The organism is Flavobacterium coralii (assembly GCF_019891545.1).
GTDB lineage: Bacteria > Bacteroidota > Bacteroidia > Flavobacteriales > Flavobacteriaceae > Flavobacterium > Flavobacterium coralii.
Genome location: NZ_JAHDIU010000012.1, coordinates 53759 through 72285, shown reverse-complemented (window position 1 = coordinate 72285; position 18527 = coordinate 53759). Strand labels below are relative to the sequence as shown.

At 41.1% G+C, this 18527-nt stretch carries 16 protein-coding genes; 9 read left to right on the top strand and 7 right to left on the bottom strand.

Features of this window, described 5'->3' with window-relative positions; genetic code table 11:
• The first annotated feature begins 14 nt into the window (after positions 1-14).
• From ruvX to KJK34_RS14350, 3 genes are all read left to right on the top strand, one after another.
• Positions 15-476, top strand: coding sequence for a Holliday junction resolvase RuvX (ruvX, locus tag KJK34_RS14360; RefSeq protein WP_236937663.1), 462 nt, complete (start codon positions 15-17; stop codon positions 474-476).
• Positions 477-588: 112 nt separating this feature from the next.
• Positions 589-2109 (top strand): malate:quinone oxidoreductase, encoded by a 1521-nt coding sequence (locus KJK34_RS14355; protein ID WP_223054590.1) that lies wholly within the window; start codon positions 589-591, stop codon positions 2107-2109.
• Between the two features lie 78 nt (positions 2110-2187).
• Positions 2188-2820, top strand: a complete 633-nt coding sequence (locus tag KJK34_RS14350; RefSeq protein ID WP_223054589.1) for a hypothetical protein — start codon at positions 2188-2190, stop codon at positions 2818-2820.
• Here KJK34_RS14350 and KJK34_RS14345 read toward each other — a convergent pair whose 3' ends face one another.
• Complete coding sequence (locus KJK34_RS14345; RefSeq protein WP_223054588.1) at positions 2821-5037, bottom strand: FUSC family protein; 2217 nt, start codon at positions 5035-5037, stop codon at positions 2821-2823.
• 183 nt (positions 5038-5220) lie between these two features.
• On the opposite strand from KJK34_RS14345, the gene def reads away from it, so the two are divergent.
• From def to mazG, 3 genes are all read left to right on the top strand, one after another.
• Entirely contained in the window at positions 5221-5808 is a 588-nt protein-coding gene (gene def / locus KJK34_RS14340; RefSeq protein WP_223054587.1) for a peptide deformylase, read from the top strand.
• Positions 5809-5865: 57 nt separating this feature from the next.
• Complete coding sequence (locus KJK34_RS14335) at positions 5866-6312, top strand: DUF5606 family protein (RefSeq protein WP_223054586.1); 447 nt, start codon at positions 5866-5868, stop codon at positions 6310-6312.
• A gap of 81 nt (positions 6313-6393) precedes the next feature.
• A complete protein-coding gene (mazG, locus tag KJK34_RS14330) occupies positions 6394-7167 on the top strand; it encodes a nucleoside triphosphate pyrophosphohydrolase (protein WP_223054585.1) in 774 nt (257 codons plus the stop codon).
• Here mazG and KJK34_RS14325 read toward each other — a convergent pair.
• The 6 genes from KJK34_RS14325 to KJK34_RS14300 form a co-directional block, all read right to left on the bottom strand.
• Positions 7164-7730, bottom strand: a complete 567-nt coding sequence (locus tag KJK34_RS14325) for a hypothetical protein (RefSeq protein WP_223054584.1) — start codon at positions 7728-7730, stop codon at positions 7164-7166. The genes mazG and KJK34_RS14325 overlap by 4 nt on opposite strands.
• A gap of 164 nt (positions 7731-7894) precedes the next feature.
• Positions 7895-9907: a DUF349 domain-containing protein gene (locus KJK34_RS14320; protein WP_223054583.1), complete on the bottom strand. Its 2013-nt coding sequence runs from the start codon at positions 9905-9907 to the stop codon at positions 7895-7897.
• 148 nt (positions 9908-10055) lie between these two features.
• On the bottom strand, positions 10056-10796 hold the full coding sequence (locus KJK34_RS14315; protein WP_223054582.1) for a shikimate dehydrogenase family protein: 741 nt from the start codon (positions 10794-10796) through the stop codon (positions 10056-10058).
• Between the two features lie 92 nt (positions 10797-10888).
• Entirely contained in the window at positions 10889-12286 is a 1398-nt protein-coding gene (locus KJK34_RS14310; RefSeq protein ID WP_223054581.1) for a tetratricopeptide repeat protein, read from the bottom strand.
• Between the two features lie 106 nt (positions 12287-12392).
• Positions 12393-13580: an aspartate aminotransferase family protein gene (locus tag KJK34_RS14305; RefSeq protein ID WP_223054580.1), complete on the bottom strand. Its 1188-nt coding sequence runs from the start codon at positions 13578-13580 to the stop codon at positions 12393-12395.
• Positions 13581-13596: 16 nt separating this feature from the next.
• Positions 13597-15270, bottom strand: a complete 1674-nt coding sequence (locus KJK34_RS14300; protein WP_223054579.1) for an OstA-like protein — start codon at positions 15268-15270, stop codon at positions 13597-13599.
• Between the two features lie 195 nt (positions 15271-15465).
• On the opposite strand from KJK34_RS14300, the gene KJK34_RS14295 reads away from it, so the two are divergent.
• The 3 genes from KJK34_RS14295 to KJK34_RS14285 are packed head-to-tail and all read left to right on the top strand — an operon-like array spanning position 15466 to position 18419.
• Positions 15466-15912 carry a hypothetical protein gene (locus KJK34_RS14295; protein ID WP_223054578.1) on the top strand — a complete coding sequence of 149 codons (447 nt, stop codon included), beginning with the start codon at positions 15466-15468 and terminating at the stop codon, positions 15910-15912.
• A 31-nt stretch (positions 15913-15943) separates the two neighbouring features.
• Positions 15944-17683 (top strand): tetratricopeptide repeat-containing sensor histidine kinase, encoded by a 1740-nt coding sequence (locus KJK34_RS14290; RefSeq protein ID WP_223054577.1) that lies wholly within the window; start codon positions 15944-15946, stop codon positions 17681-17683.
• A complete protein-coding gene (locus tag KJK34_RS14285; protein WP_223054576.1) occupies positions 17676-18419 on the top strand; it encodes a LytR/AlgR family response regulator transcription factor in 744 nt (247 codons plus the stop codon). Before KJK34_RS14290 ends, KJK34_RS14285 begins: the two co-directional genes overlap by 8 nt.
• Positions 18420-18527 lie beyond the last annotated feature (108 nt).

The following is an 18527-nucleotide window of genomic DNA, read 5'->3' as shown; positions in this document are numbered from 1 at the left end:
ATTAAGCAGCATACATGGGTAAAGATAATATTATGTCATTATTCGGAAAAAGCGGGCAGGGCAGGATAATGGCAATTGATTATGGCTTAAAACGCACAGGCATAGCAGTAACAGACGAAATGCAGATGATAGCAACTGGCTTAACCACAATACCATCTGAAACGGCTATTGCATGGCTGCAATCATATTTTGCAAAAGAAAAAGTAGAAAAAGTTATAGTCGGTATTCCGAAACAGATGAACAATGAGCCGTCTCAAAGTGCACCGCTTGTAGCTGCTTTTACAGAAAAGTTTAAAACCGCATTTCCTGATATGCCAATAGAAGGTATAGATGAACGCTTTACCAGCAAAATGGCTTTCCAGACCATGATTGATAGTGGTTTAAAGAAGAAACAACGGCAAAATAAAGCCCTTGTAGATGAAATTTCGGCAACAATTATGCTGCAGGATTATTTATCACGAAAAAATATACTTTAAACATTTCAGTTTTGGTAAAAATAAAGCTTTATGATATTAATCATAAGGCCTTAAGAAAAGTTTTAGAATGTGCATCTTACCTTTGCATTTTAATCTTTTCTACTAATTTCCGATGTCTCAAAATATACACACAGAACCCGATGTTATCCTTATTGGCGCCGGGATAATGAGCGCTACACTGGGCATGTTCCTGAAAGAGCTTATGCCTGAAATAAAAATTGATATTTACGAAAGGCTTGACGTGGCTGCTGCCGAAAGTTCTGATGCATGGAACAATGCCGGTACAGGGCACTCTGCTTTTTGTGAGCTTAACTACACGCCCGAACTGCCTGATGGTACTATAGATACTGCGAAGGCAGTTAAAATTGCTGAGTTTTTTGAAGAATCGAAACAATTCTGGACATACCTTGTGCATCAGGGGCGCATTACCAACCCTGAAGATTTTGTAAACAGCACCCCTCACATGAGTTTTGTATGGGGTAAAGATAATGTTGAATACCTGAAAAAACGCTATAATGCGTTACAGCAGTACCCTATTTTCAAGGGTATGGAATATACTGAAGACCCTGCTGTTATTACCCAATGGATGCCGCTTGTAATGGAGGGCCGTGCTACTGGTGAGCCAATTGCTGCGACACGCATGGCTATAGGCACCGATGTTAATTTTGGGGAGCTAACAAGGGATATGTTTGCATGGCTGCGCACCCAGCCTGATGTTAACCTGTTCTTTGGGCACGAAGTACGCTCTATGAGGCGCTCGCGCAGTGGCAGTAACAAATGGAAGCTGAAGATAAAAGACCTTGCCACGGGAGATAAAAAAAGAATATATGCCAGGTTTGTTTTTATAGGTGCCGGCGGTGGCTCTCTGCCCTTACTCGAAAAATCGGGCATACCGGAAGGTGAGGGCTTTGGCGGTTTCCCGGTAAGCGGGCAATGGCTTAAGTGTATAAATGAAGAGGTTATACAAAAGCATGATGCTAAAGTTTATGGCAAGGCAAGTGTTGGTGCACCGCCAATGTCTGTCCCGCATATAGATACCCGTATGATTAACGGTAAAAAGGAACTCCTTTTTGGCCCTTATGCCGGTTTTAGTACCAAGTTCTTAAAGCAGGGTTCTTACCTTGACCTTCCCCTTAGTATAAAAGTAAATAATATAGGCCCAATGCTTGCTGCGGGTTACCACAACCTGTCACTAACCAAATATCTTATAGAACAGGTTACACAATCGCGAGATGACAGAATGGAAGCCTTACGCGAATACCTGCCTACCGCCAAACCCGAAGACTGGGAGCTGGAAACAGCCGGGCAGCGTGTGCAGGTTATTAAGAAAGACCCTGAACAGGGCGGAAAGCTGGAATTTGGTACAGAGGTTATAACAAGCGCCGATGGTACCCTGGCAGCTTTACTGGGTGCATCGCCCGGTGCAAGTACAGCGGTAAGTATAATGATTGATGTACTCAATAAGTGCTTTAAAGATAAAATGCAGTCGGCAGCATGGCAAAGTAGGCTACGGGAGATGATACCCTCATACGGGCAGCACCTGAACGATAACCTGCAATTGCTAAAAAAGGTAAGGTATGATGCCGCCGAAATTTTGAAACTGGAAAAGCTCGATGAAGTTTTTTATGTGTAATTTATACAAACCACCCAAGCGGGTGGTTTTTTTATTCATAATAATTATTTTATTTTTACTCCACCCAATTAATTAATTATGAAAAAATTACTCCTGATTTATTGTATGCTGTTCGCATTAAACGTATTCCCGCAAAGTAGTAAAGACATTTTATTGGAAAGAGACCATGAACAGCTTATAGAGCGCCTTAAGTTTATGGATTACCTTAATGATGTTACGATGAAGCTGGAAGGAGACATCAGGAGGGCAGGAGGAGTTTTAGAAGTACCCTTTTACACATATTACAATGATTCTATAGTAGCCCGGAACCCCTATCCGTCAACCAATATATCTTCTTATCTTGATTACCAGGTTAATGAAGTGCCTCCTACAGCAGCAGATTTTATAGTGCGCGTATATAACAGAAATGCACTTAACCTGCATACAATAATTAAGCGCTATGGCTACCCTACAACCACCAAACTGAATAAATACGTAAAGATTAATCCCTTTCGCGCCACTTTTATTATTCAAAAGGCTTCAGATGACTGGAAGAAAATCTTTTATCCATTAATAAAGGAAGAAAACAGAAAAGGGAATTTAACTGAAATAGAATATACCTTTTGCAGGCTTGCCTTTAAAAACGGAATAATGACTCAGAGTGAAGCGTATGAATTCACTGCCATTATGAAAAGGCACGGTTACAGCCCGGCAAAAAGATTTGATTATTAACTACTTTACACTCTCCAACTGCCTTGCTGCCTTTACAATCTTTTCAGAAATATTGGTTAGCCACACCAGTTGTTCTATTATTAGCTGGGCTTCCTGTAATTTTAGCTTAAGGGTTTCTTCGTCATTGCTGTAACGTTCGTGCAACTCACGTGCCCTTATGTTTTTTAATTCGGTAAAACGGGCTGCCAGTTCTTCTTGCTGTTTTGCAGGGGCTTGTATGGCATCTTCATGTGCAAGCATGGCAACGGCATTGTTAAGGTTACGCGTTACAGCCTGTACCACCACATTAAAAGCCTCTGAAGCTTTACTAGTGTGGTGCGATTGTATATACGCCCCTAACGACGCTAAAGACGACAATAATGTATGGTTCAGTACCGCAAGCTTGTAAGCCTGCGCCTGTTGCCTCTGTTTAGATTTAGGCTCCTGTGTCATACGCTGGTAAGATGCAGTAAGGTTGCCTACTTCTATAAATGCGTTTTTGCGGGCTACCCTATACGATGTTGGCACGCTCCCTTTTTTATTATATAAATCAGCTATTTCCGCGAGGTAATCTTTGTTGGCTGATATTGCCTTTTTGATGTATACAGGCAATTGAATAAACTCCCATGCCGGCCAAAAGAAATAGTTAGCACCAAAGGCCAGTAATGCACCCACGGCAGTATCTAAAATACGGTATTGTATAACATGGGTAATATCAGGGTTAAGCATGCTATACACAAAAACAACATAAATTGTAACAAAAGTTGCCCCTATTCGGTAGTTGATGGCTGTAAATGTAAAGCCCATCAGCATGCATACAATAGCAAGTGTAGCAATAATAGCCGGGTGGCTCACAAGGTATAATATGCCAAAAGCAATAATGCAACCCAGAACGGTACCCACAATACGCTGGTAGGAACGTTGTTTGGTAAGTCCGTAACCGGGGCGCATAATAACCACAACGGTAAGTAATATCCAGTACACATTTTGCAAGGGTAGCAGGGCACCAATAAAAAAGCCAAGGGCAATTGTTATGGTAAGCCGTAGTGATAACCTGAATATAGTTGAAGAAAAGCTCAGGTTTTCTTTCAGGGTGTGGAGGGGATAATATTCAGGCGCAAGAAATTTCTCCAGATCCTTGTCACGCCCCTGCATGTCTTTAAAATTGACGTTAAGTGTAAGTGCCCGCTCTATAATCTTTATTTTTTCTATCTGCTTTTCGGCATAGTGTAGCATGTTGGTAAGCATTATAACACCCTCTGCTGCGGCTTCATGCCCAACTTCATGTTCATACTCGGCAATAGCTCTCTCAAAATATTCCAAATCTTCCAACAGATGGTGTGCCGATACATATTTCTTTTTATTCTCCAGGCTTTTTGAAATATTTTTCAGTGCTGCAGCTAAGTTATAAGCCAGGTTTTGGTAGGTGGTAAGTACTTTAGGATAATTGCTGAACTTATCCTGTATCTTGTCATGGTCAAACGAGTTAGACAATGCCAGTTCCAGCACCTCCATAAGGGAAATAAAGACAAGCAACATCTTCCGGCTGCGGTTAGAGTTACCTGCATTGCTGCGGGTGCGAAGCAGCATTTCGCGAAGGTTTTGGTGTATGGTATTCAGTTCAACCTGAATAAAAAGCTGCTTTTCTATAATTTTCTCCCTGTCGGCATCAGGCTTCCATAAATGCCCACGCTGCTTCATATACCTACCCGTAAGTTTAAGGCATTCGGCAACCTGCAGCTCTGTATAGCGGTGCGGACTAAAATAGTTGAACAATACCGATATTAATGTATAAAAGAGACCACCACTTAATATAAGTCCGCAATACTCCCAAATTTCAAAACCTTTGTGGATATGGCCTGTAGCAAGCGCAATAGCCAAAAGCCCCGAGAAGGAAACCATTGTAGCCCTTTGCCCGTAAACCGATATCATGCTCAGGAAAAAAACAAGCAGCAGCGCAACAGGGTAAAATACTACAGGTAAATCATGCAACAGATTTACTGTCAGCGTGCAGAGTGTTATTATAGCAGTAGCAGAGAGCAACCCTTTAATGCGGTGGCTAAGGTTACTTTGTATATCGGCCGGGTAGGTAAGCACAGCACCGATAGCAATAGCAAACCCGGTTTCAAAAAAGCCAAAATGTGCCAGTATAAGTACGGGTACTACTGCAGCAACCGTAACAACTACGGCTTTTGTAAAATTAGTGCTGTCGGCAAACTGCTTTATTCGCTGTATCATTACCATTAATCTTCTACAAAGGTAAGCAATGGTAAAGGCATTAAGTCCGGGCAATGGTTTTTCTCACAAAAATTTAGCATTTGACCTGCGGGCGGCAGAAAGCGGTTAACTTTTTATTTACTACTTTTGCGGCACGATATTAATGAATTAAGGCACAATTGCGCCTTTTTAAAACCCTGAAAAATGATTTTACCTATTGTAGGATATGGCGACCCGGTGCTACGCAAAAAAGGTGAGGAAATAAGCAAAGACTACCCTGACCTTAAAAAGGTGATTGCCGATATGTATGAAACGATGTATAATGCTTATGGGGTTGGGCTTGCAGCACCACAGGTGGGGCTGGCTATCAGGTTGTTTATAGTAGATACACAGCCTTTTAGTGAAGATGAAGACCTAAGCATGGAAGAGCAGGAAAAACTGAGCAAGTTTAAAAGGACTTTTATAAATCCCGTTATTACTAAAGAAGAAGGTGAGGAGTGGGGCTTTAATGAAGGCTGCCTGAGCATACCCGAAGTGCGTGAAGACGTTTACCGCAAAGAAACACTTACCATAGAATACTTTGACGAAGATTTTAATAAGCATACAGAAGTACACGATGGTATCATTGCAAGGGTTATACAGCATGAATATGACCATATTGAGGGTATATTGTTTACCGATAAGATATCGCCGCTTAAAAAGCGCCTGATACAAAAGAAACTTCAAAACATAATGGAAGGGAAGACAAGGCCCGACTACAAGATGAAATTTGTTGCCAAAAAAGGCAGATAATTTTTGTTTTTTAGGCCAAAGATGTGATATTTGTGTCCCTTTAAAAAAAATACAGGAATGAGTATAGAAAAAATATTAGCCATTTCCGGAAAACCGGGATTATATGCACTTAAATTACAAACCAGAACAGGTTTTGTGGCAGAATCGCTTACTGATGGTAAAAAGGTAACTGTAGGATTAAGAAGCAACGTTAGCCTGCTGTCCGAAATATCAGTTTATACTTATGATGGCGAGGTGCGCCTTGCTGAAGTATTTAAAGCCATAGCAGAAAAAGAAGATAACGGAGCTGCCATTTCTCATAAAGAAGATAACGCTACACTGGAAAGCTATTTCCGCGAGGTGCTTCCTGAGTTTGACGAAGACAGGGTTTATGCCTCTGACATTAAAAAGATACTGAACTGGTATAACATGTTACAGGCTAAAGGGCTTGTAAACAAAGAAGAAGAAATCAGTACGGAAGAAGCTGAAGCCCCGGCAGAAGAAGAGGCTAAAACAGAAAAGTAATTTATTATCTTACTAATAATAATTATCCTGCCACTGCTTTAAAGCGGCAGGATTTTTTATTTTTACAAAAAATGCCGTTATATGAATACACGCCAACAGCAACTACAGGCCTTTAACAGGCTGCTGGATATTATGGATGACCTTAGGGCAAAATGCCCGTGGGACATGAAGCAGACAATGGAAAGCCTGAGGCACCTTACCATTGAGGAAACATATGAATTGGGCGATGCCATATTGGATAACGACCTGCAGGAAATTAAAAATGAGCTTGGCGATATATTGCTCCACATTGTTTTCTATTCGAAAATTGGCAGTGAAACGGGCGATTTTGATATTGCAGATGTTGCTAATACTATTTGTGATAAGCTGATACACCGCCACCCGCACATATATGGTGATGTTAAGGTGGAGAATGAAGAGCAGGTAAAGCAAAACTGGGAAAAACTAAAGCTGAAAGAAGGAAAGAAATCAGTACTGGAAGGCGTACCTAAAAGTTTACCGGCACTCGTTAAAGCAAGCCGCATTCAGGATAAGGCAAAAGGCGTAGGATTCGACTGGGATGAGCCGCACCAGGTTTGGGATAAGGTACAGGAAGAGCTTGCCGAGTTTCAGGATGAGGTTAAGGGCGGTAACACGGAAAAGATTGAGGCAGAGTTTGGAGATGTATTGTTCTCTATGATAAACTATGCCCGTTTCCTTAATATTAACCCCGAAGATGCACTGGAAAGAACTAATAAGAAGTTTATAAAGCGCTTTCAGTACCTTGAAAGCAAGGCTGCAGAACTGGGTAAACCTCTTGCAGATATGACCCTCGCCGAAATGGATGTTTTCTGGAATGAAGCTAAAAAGCTTTAAACCAGCCCGGGGGTTATTTCTACAGTATCGGTTACAATAACCTCGGGTTCTTTTATTGGTAGAAGTGAATAGTACAGCACATCATTAATGCCTGCAGCTTTCAGCTTTTCACTAACTGCGATGAACTGTTTTTTGTGTTCTTCAGTATAAATAACATACAGTGGGTAATCCACATTGTTTATTGTGAATAAAAAAGGCAGTGTGGCAGTATCGTTACCTAATTGTATCTCCTGCATTACCTCATAACGCAGCGTCAGGTTTTTTGTCTCACATTCTTTTTGTATGTGTGCCATTATCTGTGCAAGGTCCAGCCTTACAATACCAGTAGCCATTATATCTGTTTCTGCTATGCCGCAAATATTCACGTTGCTGTGAAAATTCTTTTTTTGCTCTGAAAGCGAAGGTATATTTTCATAATAAAACTTATAACCGGTGCTTTTTGCCAATGCAATTTCTTTTTTAACCGCTTCGCCCCTGAAAGCAATAATCAGGGTAAGCGCCAGGTACAGCAAAAATGCAAATATCATCCCGATAATGCTCGAAATAATTGCACGGGCGCTCACACAGCTTTTAAAATAAGCATCCCAGTACCCGTTAACGGTATTTAGGCGTAACGCCTCCGAAGCCAGTGTACTGAGATTGGAAATGTTTACAAAGAGTTATATGCAATGATGAGTACTCCCGCAATTAATAATAATGCCTGCATTTTTAGTTGGTGTAAAAGTAATTATTCATTTCCCTGGTTGATATTCCTTACCTGCTTAAGCTTTTCTTTCCAGGTATTCAGTTCTTCTTTGTGGCGGTCTATACTCTTTCTTACTTCTTTTACAAAAGGGTTGTCTGCCTTGGCGTTAGATATAAACTGAATGTTGTTTTCAAGCTGTAGTATCTCGCCCTGCACTTCGTCAATTTTGCGCATTATAAATATCTGCTCATTTTCCAGCCTGCGGCTGTCGTCGCTATCGGCAAGCTGCTCCAGCCTGTTACTGAATTTAACCATCTCAACTTCTTTTTTAGACAGGCTCAGTTTATCAAACAGTGCATCAAGCACCTTGTTAAATTTACCCTCTATATGCCTTTTATTCTGAGGTACACGTCCTATGGCTTTCCAGTTCTCAATGTGCTTTTTGATAGCATCAAGATCGGTTTTATGGTTACCTGTAAGTTCGAAATCTTTTAATGAATCGAGATAGTCTTTTTTCTTCTCAAATGCATCAAGCTCTTCCTTGTTAGCTTCGTTGCGGTGTGCGTGCAGCTTGTCGAAATAATGGTTACAGGCAGCTTTAAACTCTTTCCAAAGCTCGTCAGAATATTTGCGTGGCACATGCCCAACTTTTTTCCAGTCTTCCTGTATTTGTTTCATAACAGGGGTAGTGGCAGCAAAATCCTCACTGTCTTTAAGCGATTGCGCCTTTGCAACGAGCTCCTGTTTTTTGGTAAGGTTGTCCTGCTGCTCTTTTTTTATTTCTTTATAGAAGGAGTTCTTAGAGCTGTTAAAGTTCCTTACGGCAGCTTTAAATGCTGCCCAGGTATCTTCATTTACCTCAAGCGGCACTTTGCCTGCATTAAAAAACTCATTTCGTAAAGTTTCTATTTTGCGTATCTGGTTTTGCCAGCCGTTGTGGCTGCTTACAGTTTCAGCGGCAATTTCGTTTATCATTGCCGTTATTTCCTGTTTTTTGCGGAGGTTTTCCTGCTCTCTTTCTTTTATCTGAGAGTTAAATGCCTCACGCTTGTCGTGCAGCTGCTTGGTAAGTTCGCTGAAACGGTTCCATATTTCCTCACGGTGCTCGCGGGAAACAGGGCCTATTTCTTCTTTCCACATTTTATGAAGCGATTGCAGCTCCCTGAATGCTTTTACAATATCTTCTTCCTGCAGCAATTCTTCAGCACGTGCTATAATTTTTTGCTTTTGCTCAAGGTTATGCTTAAAGTCCATATCGCGGGTTTCCCTGTCAAGGTGCAGGTGGTCGTAAAACCTTTCCATGTGGAAGTGGAAGTTATTCCATACGTGGTTGTACTTGTCTCTCGGAATAGGGCCGGCGTTCCTCCAGCGCTCACGAAGCTCATTAACATGCTTAAGGGCATCTTTCATGCTTTCTTCGCTGTCCACAAGATTTTTAAGCTCATCAATTATGGCAAGCCTGTTGTCAAGGTTGCTTTTCAGGTCGTTCTGCAGCTTTTTAAAGTGGCTGTTTTTCCTGTCCCTGTACTGGTTGTATATCTGGTCGAACCTGTTCTTCAATGGGAAATTATAGTCGAAACCGGTAGTGTCGCCATCATTTTCATGGCTGTACTCTTCTTTTTTCTCGTCTATAAACTCGTGGTATTTTGAGTAAAACTCTTTTCGTATTTCTTCTACGTGTTCCTTAACCGACATTACTTTTTCAGCTGTTGTAAGCTTTTCGAGTTCGTCTGTTAGCGCTTCCATAGATAGTGATTCATAATTTACCTCGGGCAAATCATGTTTGTCAGCAGAATCATTCTCACCTTCTTCGGCATTACTTTCCTCAATGGCATCCACAGCAGTTTTTTTGCCGCCGCTCAGTACTTCTACAGGGGCAAAAGGCAGTTGTCCCTCCGTTTCGTGTATCTTGGTAATATCTTCAAGATCATCGGGTACTTCGCTGTTTTCAACCACTTTATTATCGGGCATATAACCATTCTCAAAGGTATCTCCCGCGCCGCTTATGGCTCCTCCGTCTGCAAATTGCAGGTTATCATTCTTTTCTTCTGACATTGTGTAAATGCTTAAGGTTTGTACTGCTTTAATGGCGAAAGATAAGAAAGCAAGTTTAAAATTCAAAGAAAAAGATTAATTTACAAGATAAACCGCAATTTTTTAATGTAATAGCAATATTATCTTCAACATCAGTAGTTTCGGGAAATTATTTATTCCAGATTTCCCACGCTTTTTCGGCCTGGTAAACAAGCATTTCATAACCGTTCTTTGTTACGGCACCCTGCTCTCCCGCTTTTTTAAGGAAGGTGCTCACTTCAGGGTTGTACACCAGGTCGAAAGCAATATGTTTATCGGTAAACAAACTGTAGTCCAACGGCGGGCATTCTTCGGTATCAGGGTAGGTACCCAGTGGTGTAGTGTTAATGATTATATGATACTCATCGAAAATCTCCTTATCAAGATCGGTGTAAGAGAATATAACTTCATCACCATTTCTGGATACAAAATCATATTCTATGCCCAGCTTACGCAACGCATAGGCAACCGCTTTTGATGCTCCGCCCGTGCCGAGTATAAGTGCTTTTTCGTGATGTTCTTTAAGCAATGGCTTCAATGATTTCCTGAAGCCGTAATGGTCGGTATTAAAACCTTTAAGTTTTCCTTTCTTAGAAACTGTAACCGTGTTTACAGCACCGATTTTTTTTGCCGTTTTAGAAGTTGAATCCAGTAATGGTATAATGGCTTCTTTATAGGGTATGGTTACGTTTAGCCCTCTTAGCCTTTTTGTTTCGGCAATTATATCCGGTAACTGATTGATGTCAGAGATGTCATAAAGATTGTACCTGTAGTTTTTAAGCCCATTCTTTTCAAATTTCTTTTTAAAATAGCCGGGGGAGAAGGAATAACTTATATCAGAACCTACAAGGCCGTAGTTTATCTCTTTCATTGCAATAATTTTTAGTTGGTGGTAAGATAATGATAATAAATAAAAAAAGCCGCCCTGTTTTATAAAGGCGGCATTATGATCAGATAAATATTTTAATGATTCCTGTGGTGTGCAATAGCTTCCTGCACAACTTTGCTATCCCAGATGGTAGGGAAAAATTCCTCTAACATTACATGGTTCCTGTAGTTTAACCTTAAACCGTTGCTAAGGTGAAAGATAGCTTTGTCATTCTGGCTGCTCATAAAGTATAACCCTGCAAGCCTGTATTCAATTTCATACTCTTCAGGAAAATACTCTGTAGCCTGCAGCAACGTGTTGATAGCTGAGTCATTTTCGCCTAAAAACTGTAGCGTATCTACCCAGAATAACCAGGTATCAAGCTGGTGATCGCCAAACTCTACTGCCTTTCTGTAGCCTTCTTCGGCTTCTTCATGAAAGTGGAGCGCTTTATTTATTGCAGCATAGCGTTTCCAGTACAGCTTGTTCTCGTTATCTATGCCAATGGCTTTGTTAACATAATACAGCGCTTTCTGGAAATTCTTGCGGCGTATGTAAAAATCGGTAATGGCTATCCATGCCTTATCCAGCAACGGGTCTTCATGCACCGTTTTTAAATAGAACTTTAACGCCTTTTCATGATTGCCTAAACGCTCGTGGCATTTGCCTACGCGCAATAATGCAAAAGAGGTAGGGTCGTCAAGCTCCATAGTTATATTGTAGCACGCTATCGCGTCTTCATAACGCTTAAGCCTTTCCAGTGTTTTGGCTTTTTCAAGGAATGCTCCTAAAAAGCTATCGTCTATGAGAGTAGCATAATCAAATGCACGCAGGGCAGGTTCATACTGCTTTAAAGTATAATGCTGCCTGCCAAGCTGGTGCCATGCCACTTCGCTGTAAGGGTTGCGGTCTATAAAACCATTCAGGAACTCAATAGCTTCGCTGTTCTGGTCGAGGAAGTCGAAGCAATACACCACATTATACAGGGCAGAATGGTCTTCTGTATCTTCTTCAAGGCACTTGATAAAGCTTTCTTTGGCCATCTCAAGATTGTCCATAAAAAGGTACTCCATGCCTATAAGCGAATACACATCAGCATAATCATCAGTATATTCTAAGGCTGTTTTAAGCAGCTCTACCGCTTTATCATGCTGGTCGCGCTTACTGTATATATTGGCTTTTTGTATGTAAATTTCTTCGTTAGTAGGCTCTATGGCATAAAGTTCGTTTAAAAGACGCTCTGCCAGATCGAGCTTATCATCAAAAACTAAAAGTTCTACCTGTACTAATTTTAAACCTGTTGACCTGGGATGTTGCTCCAGGCCGAGTTTTAAGGCCTTTTTAGCTAAATTAATTTTTCCGGTATCGAGGTAATGCAAAATGATATCTTCAAACTCTTCAGAGTCAAAAAACAGCACTTTGTTGGTTTTCAACATCGATTCGAACTTTGATAAGGATAAACTGTTATCTTCTTCTTCGTGGCTCAAATTCATACTCCTTTGTTTTTATTATCCTTCTTAAAGTTACTAAATGTTTCGCTCTAAAGGAATTTATTTTGTATTCTTTTGAACAATTTAATTAACACATTTTCACGTGTTTTTACTGTTCATTAAGAACCTCATTCATAACTTCAATAATAATGCCACACCCTTTGCGTATCTCATCTTCAGATATGGTTAGCGGCGGCGTAATACGGATGGCACAACCTTCAAACAACAGCCAGAATAATATTAAGCCCCTTTGGTGGCACTTAAGTATTACTTTATCTGTTATATCAGGCCTTTCCGTCATTGCGGCAAGCATTAAGCCGCGCCCACGTACTTCTTTTATCAGTGGGTGCACCAGCAGCTCACGGAAAAGTTTTTCCTTTTGCAGCGCCTGCGCCATAATGTCAGTTTCGGTAATTTCCTGCAAGGTAGCAAGGCAGGCGGCTGCTATAACAGGATGCCCGCCAAAAGTAGTTATATGCCCCAGTTTTGGGTCGTGGCTTAGTAAATCCATCATTTCTGCCGAGGCGGTAAAAGCGCCCACAGGCATACCGCCACCCATGCCCTTGCCCATAACCACAACATCGGGCACAACATCATAATTCTCAAAACCAAAGAGCTTGCCTGTGCGCCCAAAGCCCGGCTGTATCTCGTCCAGTATCATAACAGTGCCTGTTTTGTTGCAGCGCTCGCGCACTTTTTTCAGGAAGTTGTCATGCGGCTCAATAAAACCTGCACCACCCTGTATGGTTTCTAATATAATACCGGCAGTTTTATCGGTAATTTTTTCAAGGTCGGCTTCATTGTTAAAGGTTATAAAATCTACATCGGGAACCAGCGGCCTGAAAATTTGTTTGCGCTCTTCAAAACCCATTACGCTCATGCTGCCCATAGTATTGCCATGGTAAGCATTATAGCAGGAGATAAGCTGGCTGCGGCCTGTAACGCGGCGTGCCAGTTTTAATGCGCCCTCTGTAGCCTCGGTACCAGAGTTGGTAAGGTAGGTCTTGCTTAATTGTGGCGGCATGTGCTGCGCCAGCAGCCTGCAAAATTCAGTTGCCGGGTGCTGTGCATATTCGCCATATACCATTACATGACTGTACTTATCTAACTGGTTTATTATAGCCTGGTTTACACGCGGGTGCCTGTGGCCCAGGCTTGCTGCCGAAACACCTGCCACAAAATCGAGATAGGCATTGTTGGCTGTATCATAAATGTAGGAACCATCAGCATGGGAAATCTCCATGCCCAGCGGGTGAGGAGAGGTTTGTGCCTGGTACTTATAAAAATCACGGATCATATAATCTCAGGATTGCTTATTGTTGCTTTTCCGGTTTCGGGGCCGGCTGTTCAACCGGCTCTAAGGGTTTAGGCTTGGGGTTATTTTTGTCGTAGTCCAGCGTTTCCTGTAAAACTTCCATAGGTTTTACCTCTTCATTTTTAACGGCCTTTGTTTTTTTGAGTATCTCCTCATGCAGTTGCTGCTCTTCAGGAGGGAACAAGTCCTCAATACTCCTTATGCGCTCGTCTCCGCGCCAGATAAAGCCTCTTAGCTTACGGGCATTCTCAGGAAGCGCATCGGGAGGGTATGAGGTATTGTCAGGCCTGTTTATAGAGCGTACCGATGTTATGGCGTTATCCTTTAACTTTAGATGTATCTTGCTGCTCAGCCCTTTGTCTATGCCCACAAGCTCAAGGTCGTCATACATGTAATAAATCTTCTCGGTGTTCTTTATTAGGTCAACCTCATATAACTTGTTATCGCGGAACTTACCATATAAATTTTGCCCTTTTACCTGGTTATATCCGGTGCCGAGCGTATCTTTCTGTACTATAAAAGCATTGTTTAACACCTTGAGGGAATCTATCTGTTCTGTCTGGCTGTTCGATATCAGGTGGATAACATCACCCGTAAGCTGGCTCTCGCCGTTCCAGACCACCGGGCGGCGTATAAGCTGTGTAAGCCCCTTAGCCTCATCTGAATGAATGGAATCACACTTGCCGCTCATATCCACTTTGTAAAAACGCGCATCATTATAGCCCCTCACAATGCGTTGGCCTTCTTTGCCTGTAACTACAATACGTTTAGCGTGTGTGTAAAGCGAATCCTGCTCTACCAGCGTTACGGCAAGCGCGTGTTTTGTTATAAACAGTGAATCTTTTTGTTTATAAACTTCAGCATAATGCCCCCGCACATTAAACTTATTAATAGTATCGGTAACGCTTACATTATTGGTGGCCGAAGAAAACTCCCTGTTCCTGTCATAATAAATGCTGTCGCCTTTAATATACTGGGTATCATATTTTATATACGAATTATCGAGAAGGTGCGCATAATTCTTTTTGGTGTCATAAAACCCGTTCTCGGTATAAATGTAGTTTGTTTTCCCTGTTATGGTTGAAGGCCCAAACACATAAGCATGCCCGGAGTTAGTGTAATAATCAAGATGGTTCGATTTTAATACATACTTAGGATTAGTAAGTGTAACGGCAGTAAGAAACTGGTATTTTTTCTGGTTTACAAAGTACCTGCCCGATTTGCTCTTTAAAGTATTTTCATTATTTACAATGGTGCCATATGAATTATAATACGCCTGTTGTGCAGTCCTGTCAAAATAAACAGTATCGGTGGTAAGCCGCATATCGGGCGAGCGCATAACTACTTTGCCGCTTGCAAATGCAAAACTTTTATTACCGTTATATTCGGCATATTCGCTATTCATGTGCAAAGTATCGCCCTGCGTTATGCGTACATTTCCGAACAACTTAGCATAGTTTTCCTGCTCAAAAAGGTAGGCTTTATTGCAGTATATGTTGGCTCCGTTGTGCTCAAACTGCACATTGCCAATAAATACTACTGCACCCGGCACTTCATTCTCGTCGGCATTAAGGTATTCATTTTTTACCAGCTTTATTTTCTTATCGTTTTGTGCAGTAACGCAAAAGCAGGCTAAGAGCAGTAAAGCTGTATATACTAAGTGCTTTTTCAAATTCTAAAAATTTAGTGCAAATTTACGTAAAATCAGCTAATAAGGGGCTCAATCTCTAACGATGTGGATAAATATATTATTATCTGCTCCAGCAGATATTTAAGCCGGATAGCGTAATTGTTAATTATCAGTGAAAATTCTTTATATTTATGCATCCAAAAAAGAATATAAACAATTACTTAAATACGACTAATTATGATGACAACACCTTACACAGTCAACCCTCCGGGGCAAAAAATTGTTATTTTATCTGCCAACGCCGTAGGTAAAATAAGCTTTGAAAATAAATGCCCTGACATTCCGCTTTCCCCGTTGGTAGAGGCAACCTACTTTAGTGACTCAGACCAGATAAAAGTAAGCGCAGTAGTGTTTCTTGATGCAGCCATTGCTGATCCCTCTTTTGATGTTTTCCAGGATTTTCAGCCTTATGTTGAGGGTGAGCCACCTGTAAAATTTTACATCTGCTATGATTATAAGCGTACAATGGCAACAGAGTTTAATGCCTATCAGGTGAATTTTACACTCGACCCTGCTGCAGTGCATGGAATAGAGATAAGTAAAATTGCTGAAGTAGAAACCTTTTTATGGGACACAGACCCTAAGGCATCAAGGGGTACTGTAACCAATGTTCAGCGTAACTAAACTGAGGTTTTAATAGTAAAAAGCAGGCACAATGTATAAAATACCATTGCGGATATACCTATGGTGTATTGCCATGTGCCTGCCTGTTATAGCTTTTGCGCAGGCAGATACAACCCTATCATTGCTTAATCAGACAATAAAAGAAAAGGGCAGACAGTATAAGCAGCAGCCTGACTTTTATAAAGCCCATACTTTTTTCCTGGCGAAAGAGTGGGATTCTGTTATGGTATATTCCATGCGGCAGCTTGAAAAAAATAACAGTAGCGAAGTTGAAGACTATTCCCGTTACTTCCGTGCTACGGGGTTTGCAAGAAAGGGGCTTTTGGATGAGGCATTAAAAGAATATGCCGCCATTAGCCAACAATTCGATTTTTATTATAAAGTGCGGCTTTCTATAGGCGAAATACTGCTGGAGCAAAATAAATTTAAACTTGCCATACCATACTTTAAAGAGATTGAAGCACTGGAAGACACGCCCGCACTTGGCTTTAAGGTAAGCAGCGTGGCGCATAACCTCGGCCTTTGCTACCTGCACCTGGGCAGGTTTAAAGAAGCGGAGCAATGCCTTTTTAAAGGGTTTAAAATGCAGGAGAAGTCAAAAGACACGCTTGCGCTTATTGGTTCTTATATGGATATTGCAACACTTTATTATGAGCAATATCAGGATGATAAAGCCATACCTAACTTTATAAAGGCATATGAGCTTTCTAAAAAAGTGAATGATTTTGCGCTTAAGCAAAATGCAGCCCTCAATATGGCGGTGGTAGAGGAGAACAGGGAAAATTTTACAACCGCGCTAAACTATCGTAAGGAATATGAAGCATGGCGCGATTCTTTAAATAACCGTAACAAGGTATGGGAACTTGCTGAGCTTGAAAAAAAGTTTGCTGTGGCCCAAAAGCAAAAAGAGGTAAACCAGCTTATCAGCGAAAATAAAGTTAAGAAGGCAGAGCGCGACAGGCTTGTTTATACATCAGGTATATTGCTGGTTCTCATTGCTGTACTGATTTATTTTTACAGGCAAAAAATAAAGATTAACCGGATAATAGAAGCGCAAAAGGTAAAACTGAATGACCTTAATGCGGCTAAAGACAGGCTCTTTTCTATAGTAAGCCATGACCTGCGCAGCTCTGTAAGCGCTCTAAAAAGCAGTAACGCTTATTTATTGCAGCATTATGAACAGAAAGAATATGAAGTGCTTGACGAACAGCTTCATAACAGCAGCGAAATAGCCAACAGCACCTACAACCTGCTCGACAACCTGCTCAACTGGGCATTGCTGCAAACAAAGCAGGCCTACTTTAATATGGAGGCTTTGCGACTGCTGCCACTGTTAGAGCAGGTGGCTTATAATTATACTGCGATTATGCATGCTAAAGACATACATTTTACTATTGATGTGCCTGCAAGGGCTGTTGTGTTTGCAGACCGTGAGAGCCTGAAGCTGGTATTGCGCAACTTGCTGGACAACGCTATTAAATATACTGCCGGTGGAGGATTAATAAAAATTGATGCAGCGGTTAAAAAAGATAATAAAGTACAGCTCAGTATTACTGATACAGGTAAAGGAATGACAGCTGAGGTGATTGAAGAAGTATTAAAAGAATCGGATGTGCTGATTAATAAAAAGAATGGAACAGGAGCCGGATTAGGGCTTCAGTTGTGTAAATCGATACTCCTTAAAAACAAAGGGGCTTTAGCGATAGAAAGCGAGCCCGGAAAAGGTACTGCTATGATTATTACCTTACAAATGCCACACAAAAATGGATAAGCTTAAAGTTTTAGTAATAGAAGACACGCCTGCCGAAAGCGACAGGCTTCTGGCTGTATTGCACGCCAATAACTTTGAGGTTGTGGGTGTTGCTGCCTCGTTTAAAGATGCAATGGCACTATATTATTCAGCTACGCCTGATATTGCTATTGTGGATATATTCCTTAATGGCAACCCTGAGGGTATCACTTTTGCCGAAGCCATAAGTGCTGTGCCCGGAGCCGTGAAACCGTTTATTTTTTTAACAAGCTCTAACGACAGGCAGATATTTGAAAGGGCAAAGCTAACCCATCCGTTTAGCTTTCTGCTCAAGCCGTTTAATGAGCTTGAAGTATTATACGCTATAGAAATGGCAATCGAAAAATTTTACGGTCAGCATGAGGTTACTGAAGAAGAAACAAATGCAACGGTAAGCCCGGAGTATTTGTTTATAAAGAAAAATAAGTCGCTTAAAAAAGTAGCAATAGCAGATATTGTATATATAGAAGTAGAAGAGCGCTACTGTAATGTGATTACACAGCAGGAAAAATTTGTGGTAATGATATCATTAAACCGCATAGCTGAATATTTAAATCCTGCGGTGTTTTTTAAAACCCACAGGAATTTCATTATCAATATCAGCCACGCCTCCGAAATTATACCTTCAGACAATCTTATACTGATGCAGGGAGGGCATAAAGTTACGCTCAGCGATAAGTATAAGGACTTTCTTAAAGACACCGTTATTTTTAAATAATCAGTCTTTAACCCGTACAAAAGCTGCCTTTATTTAACAGGCGGCTTTTTTTTATGCCTGTAAATATCGGTTTCATGACAAGATATTGCCGTTTCATGGCATTTTTCT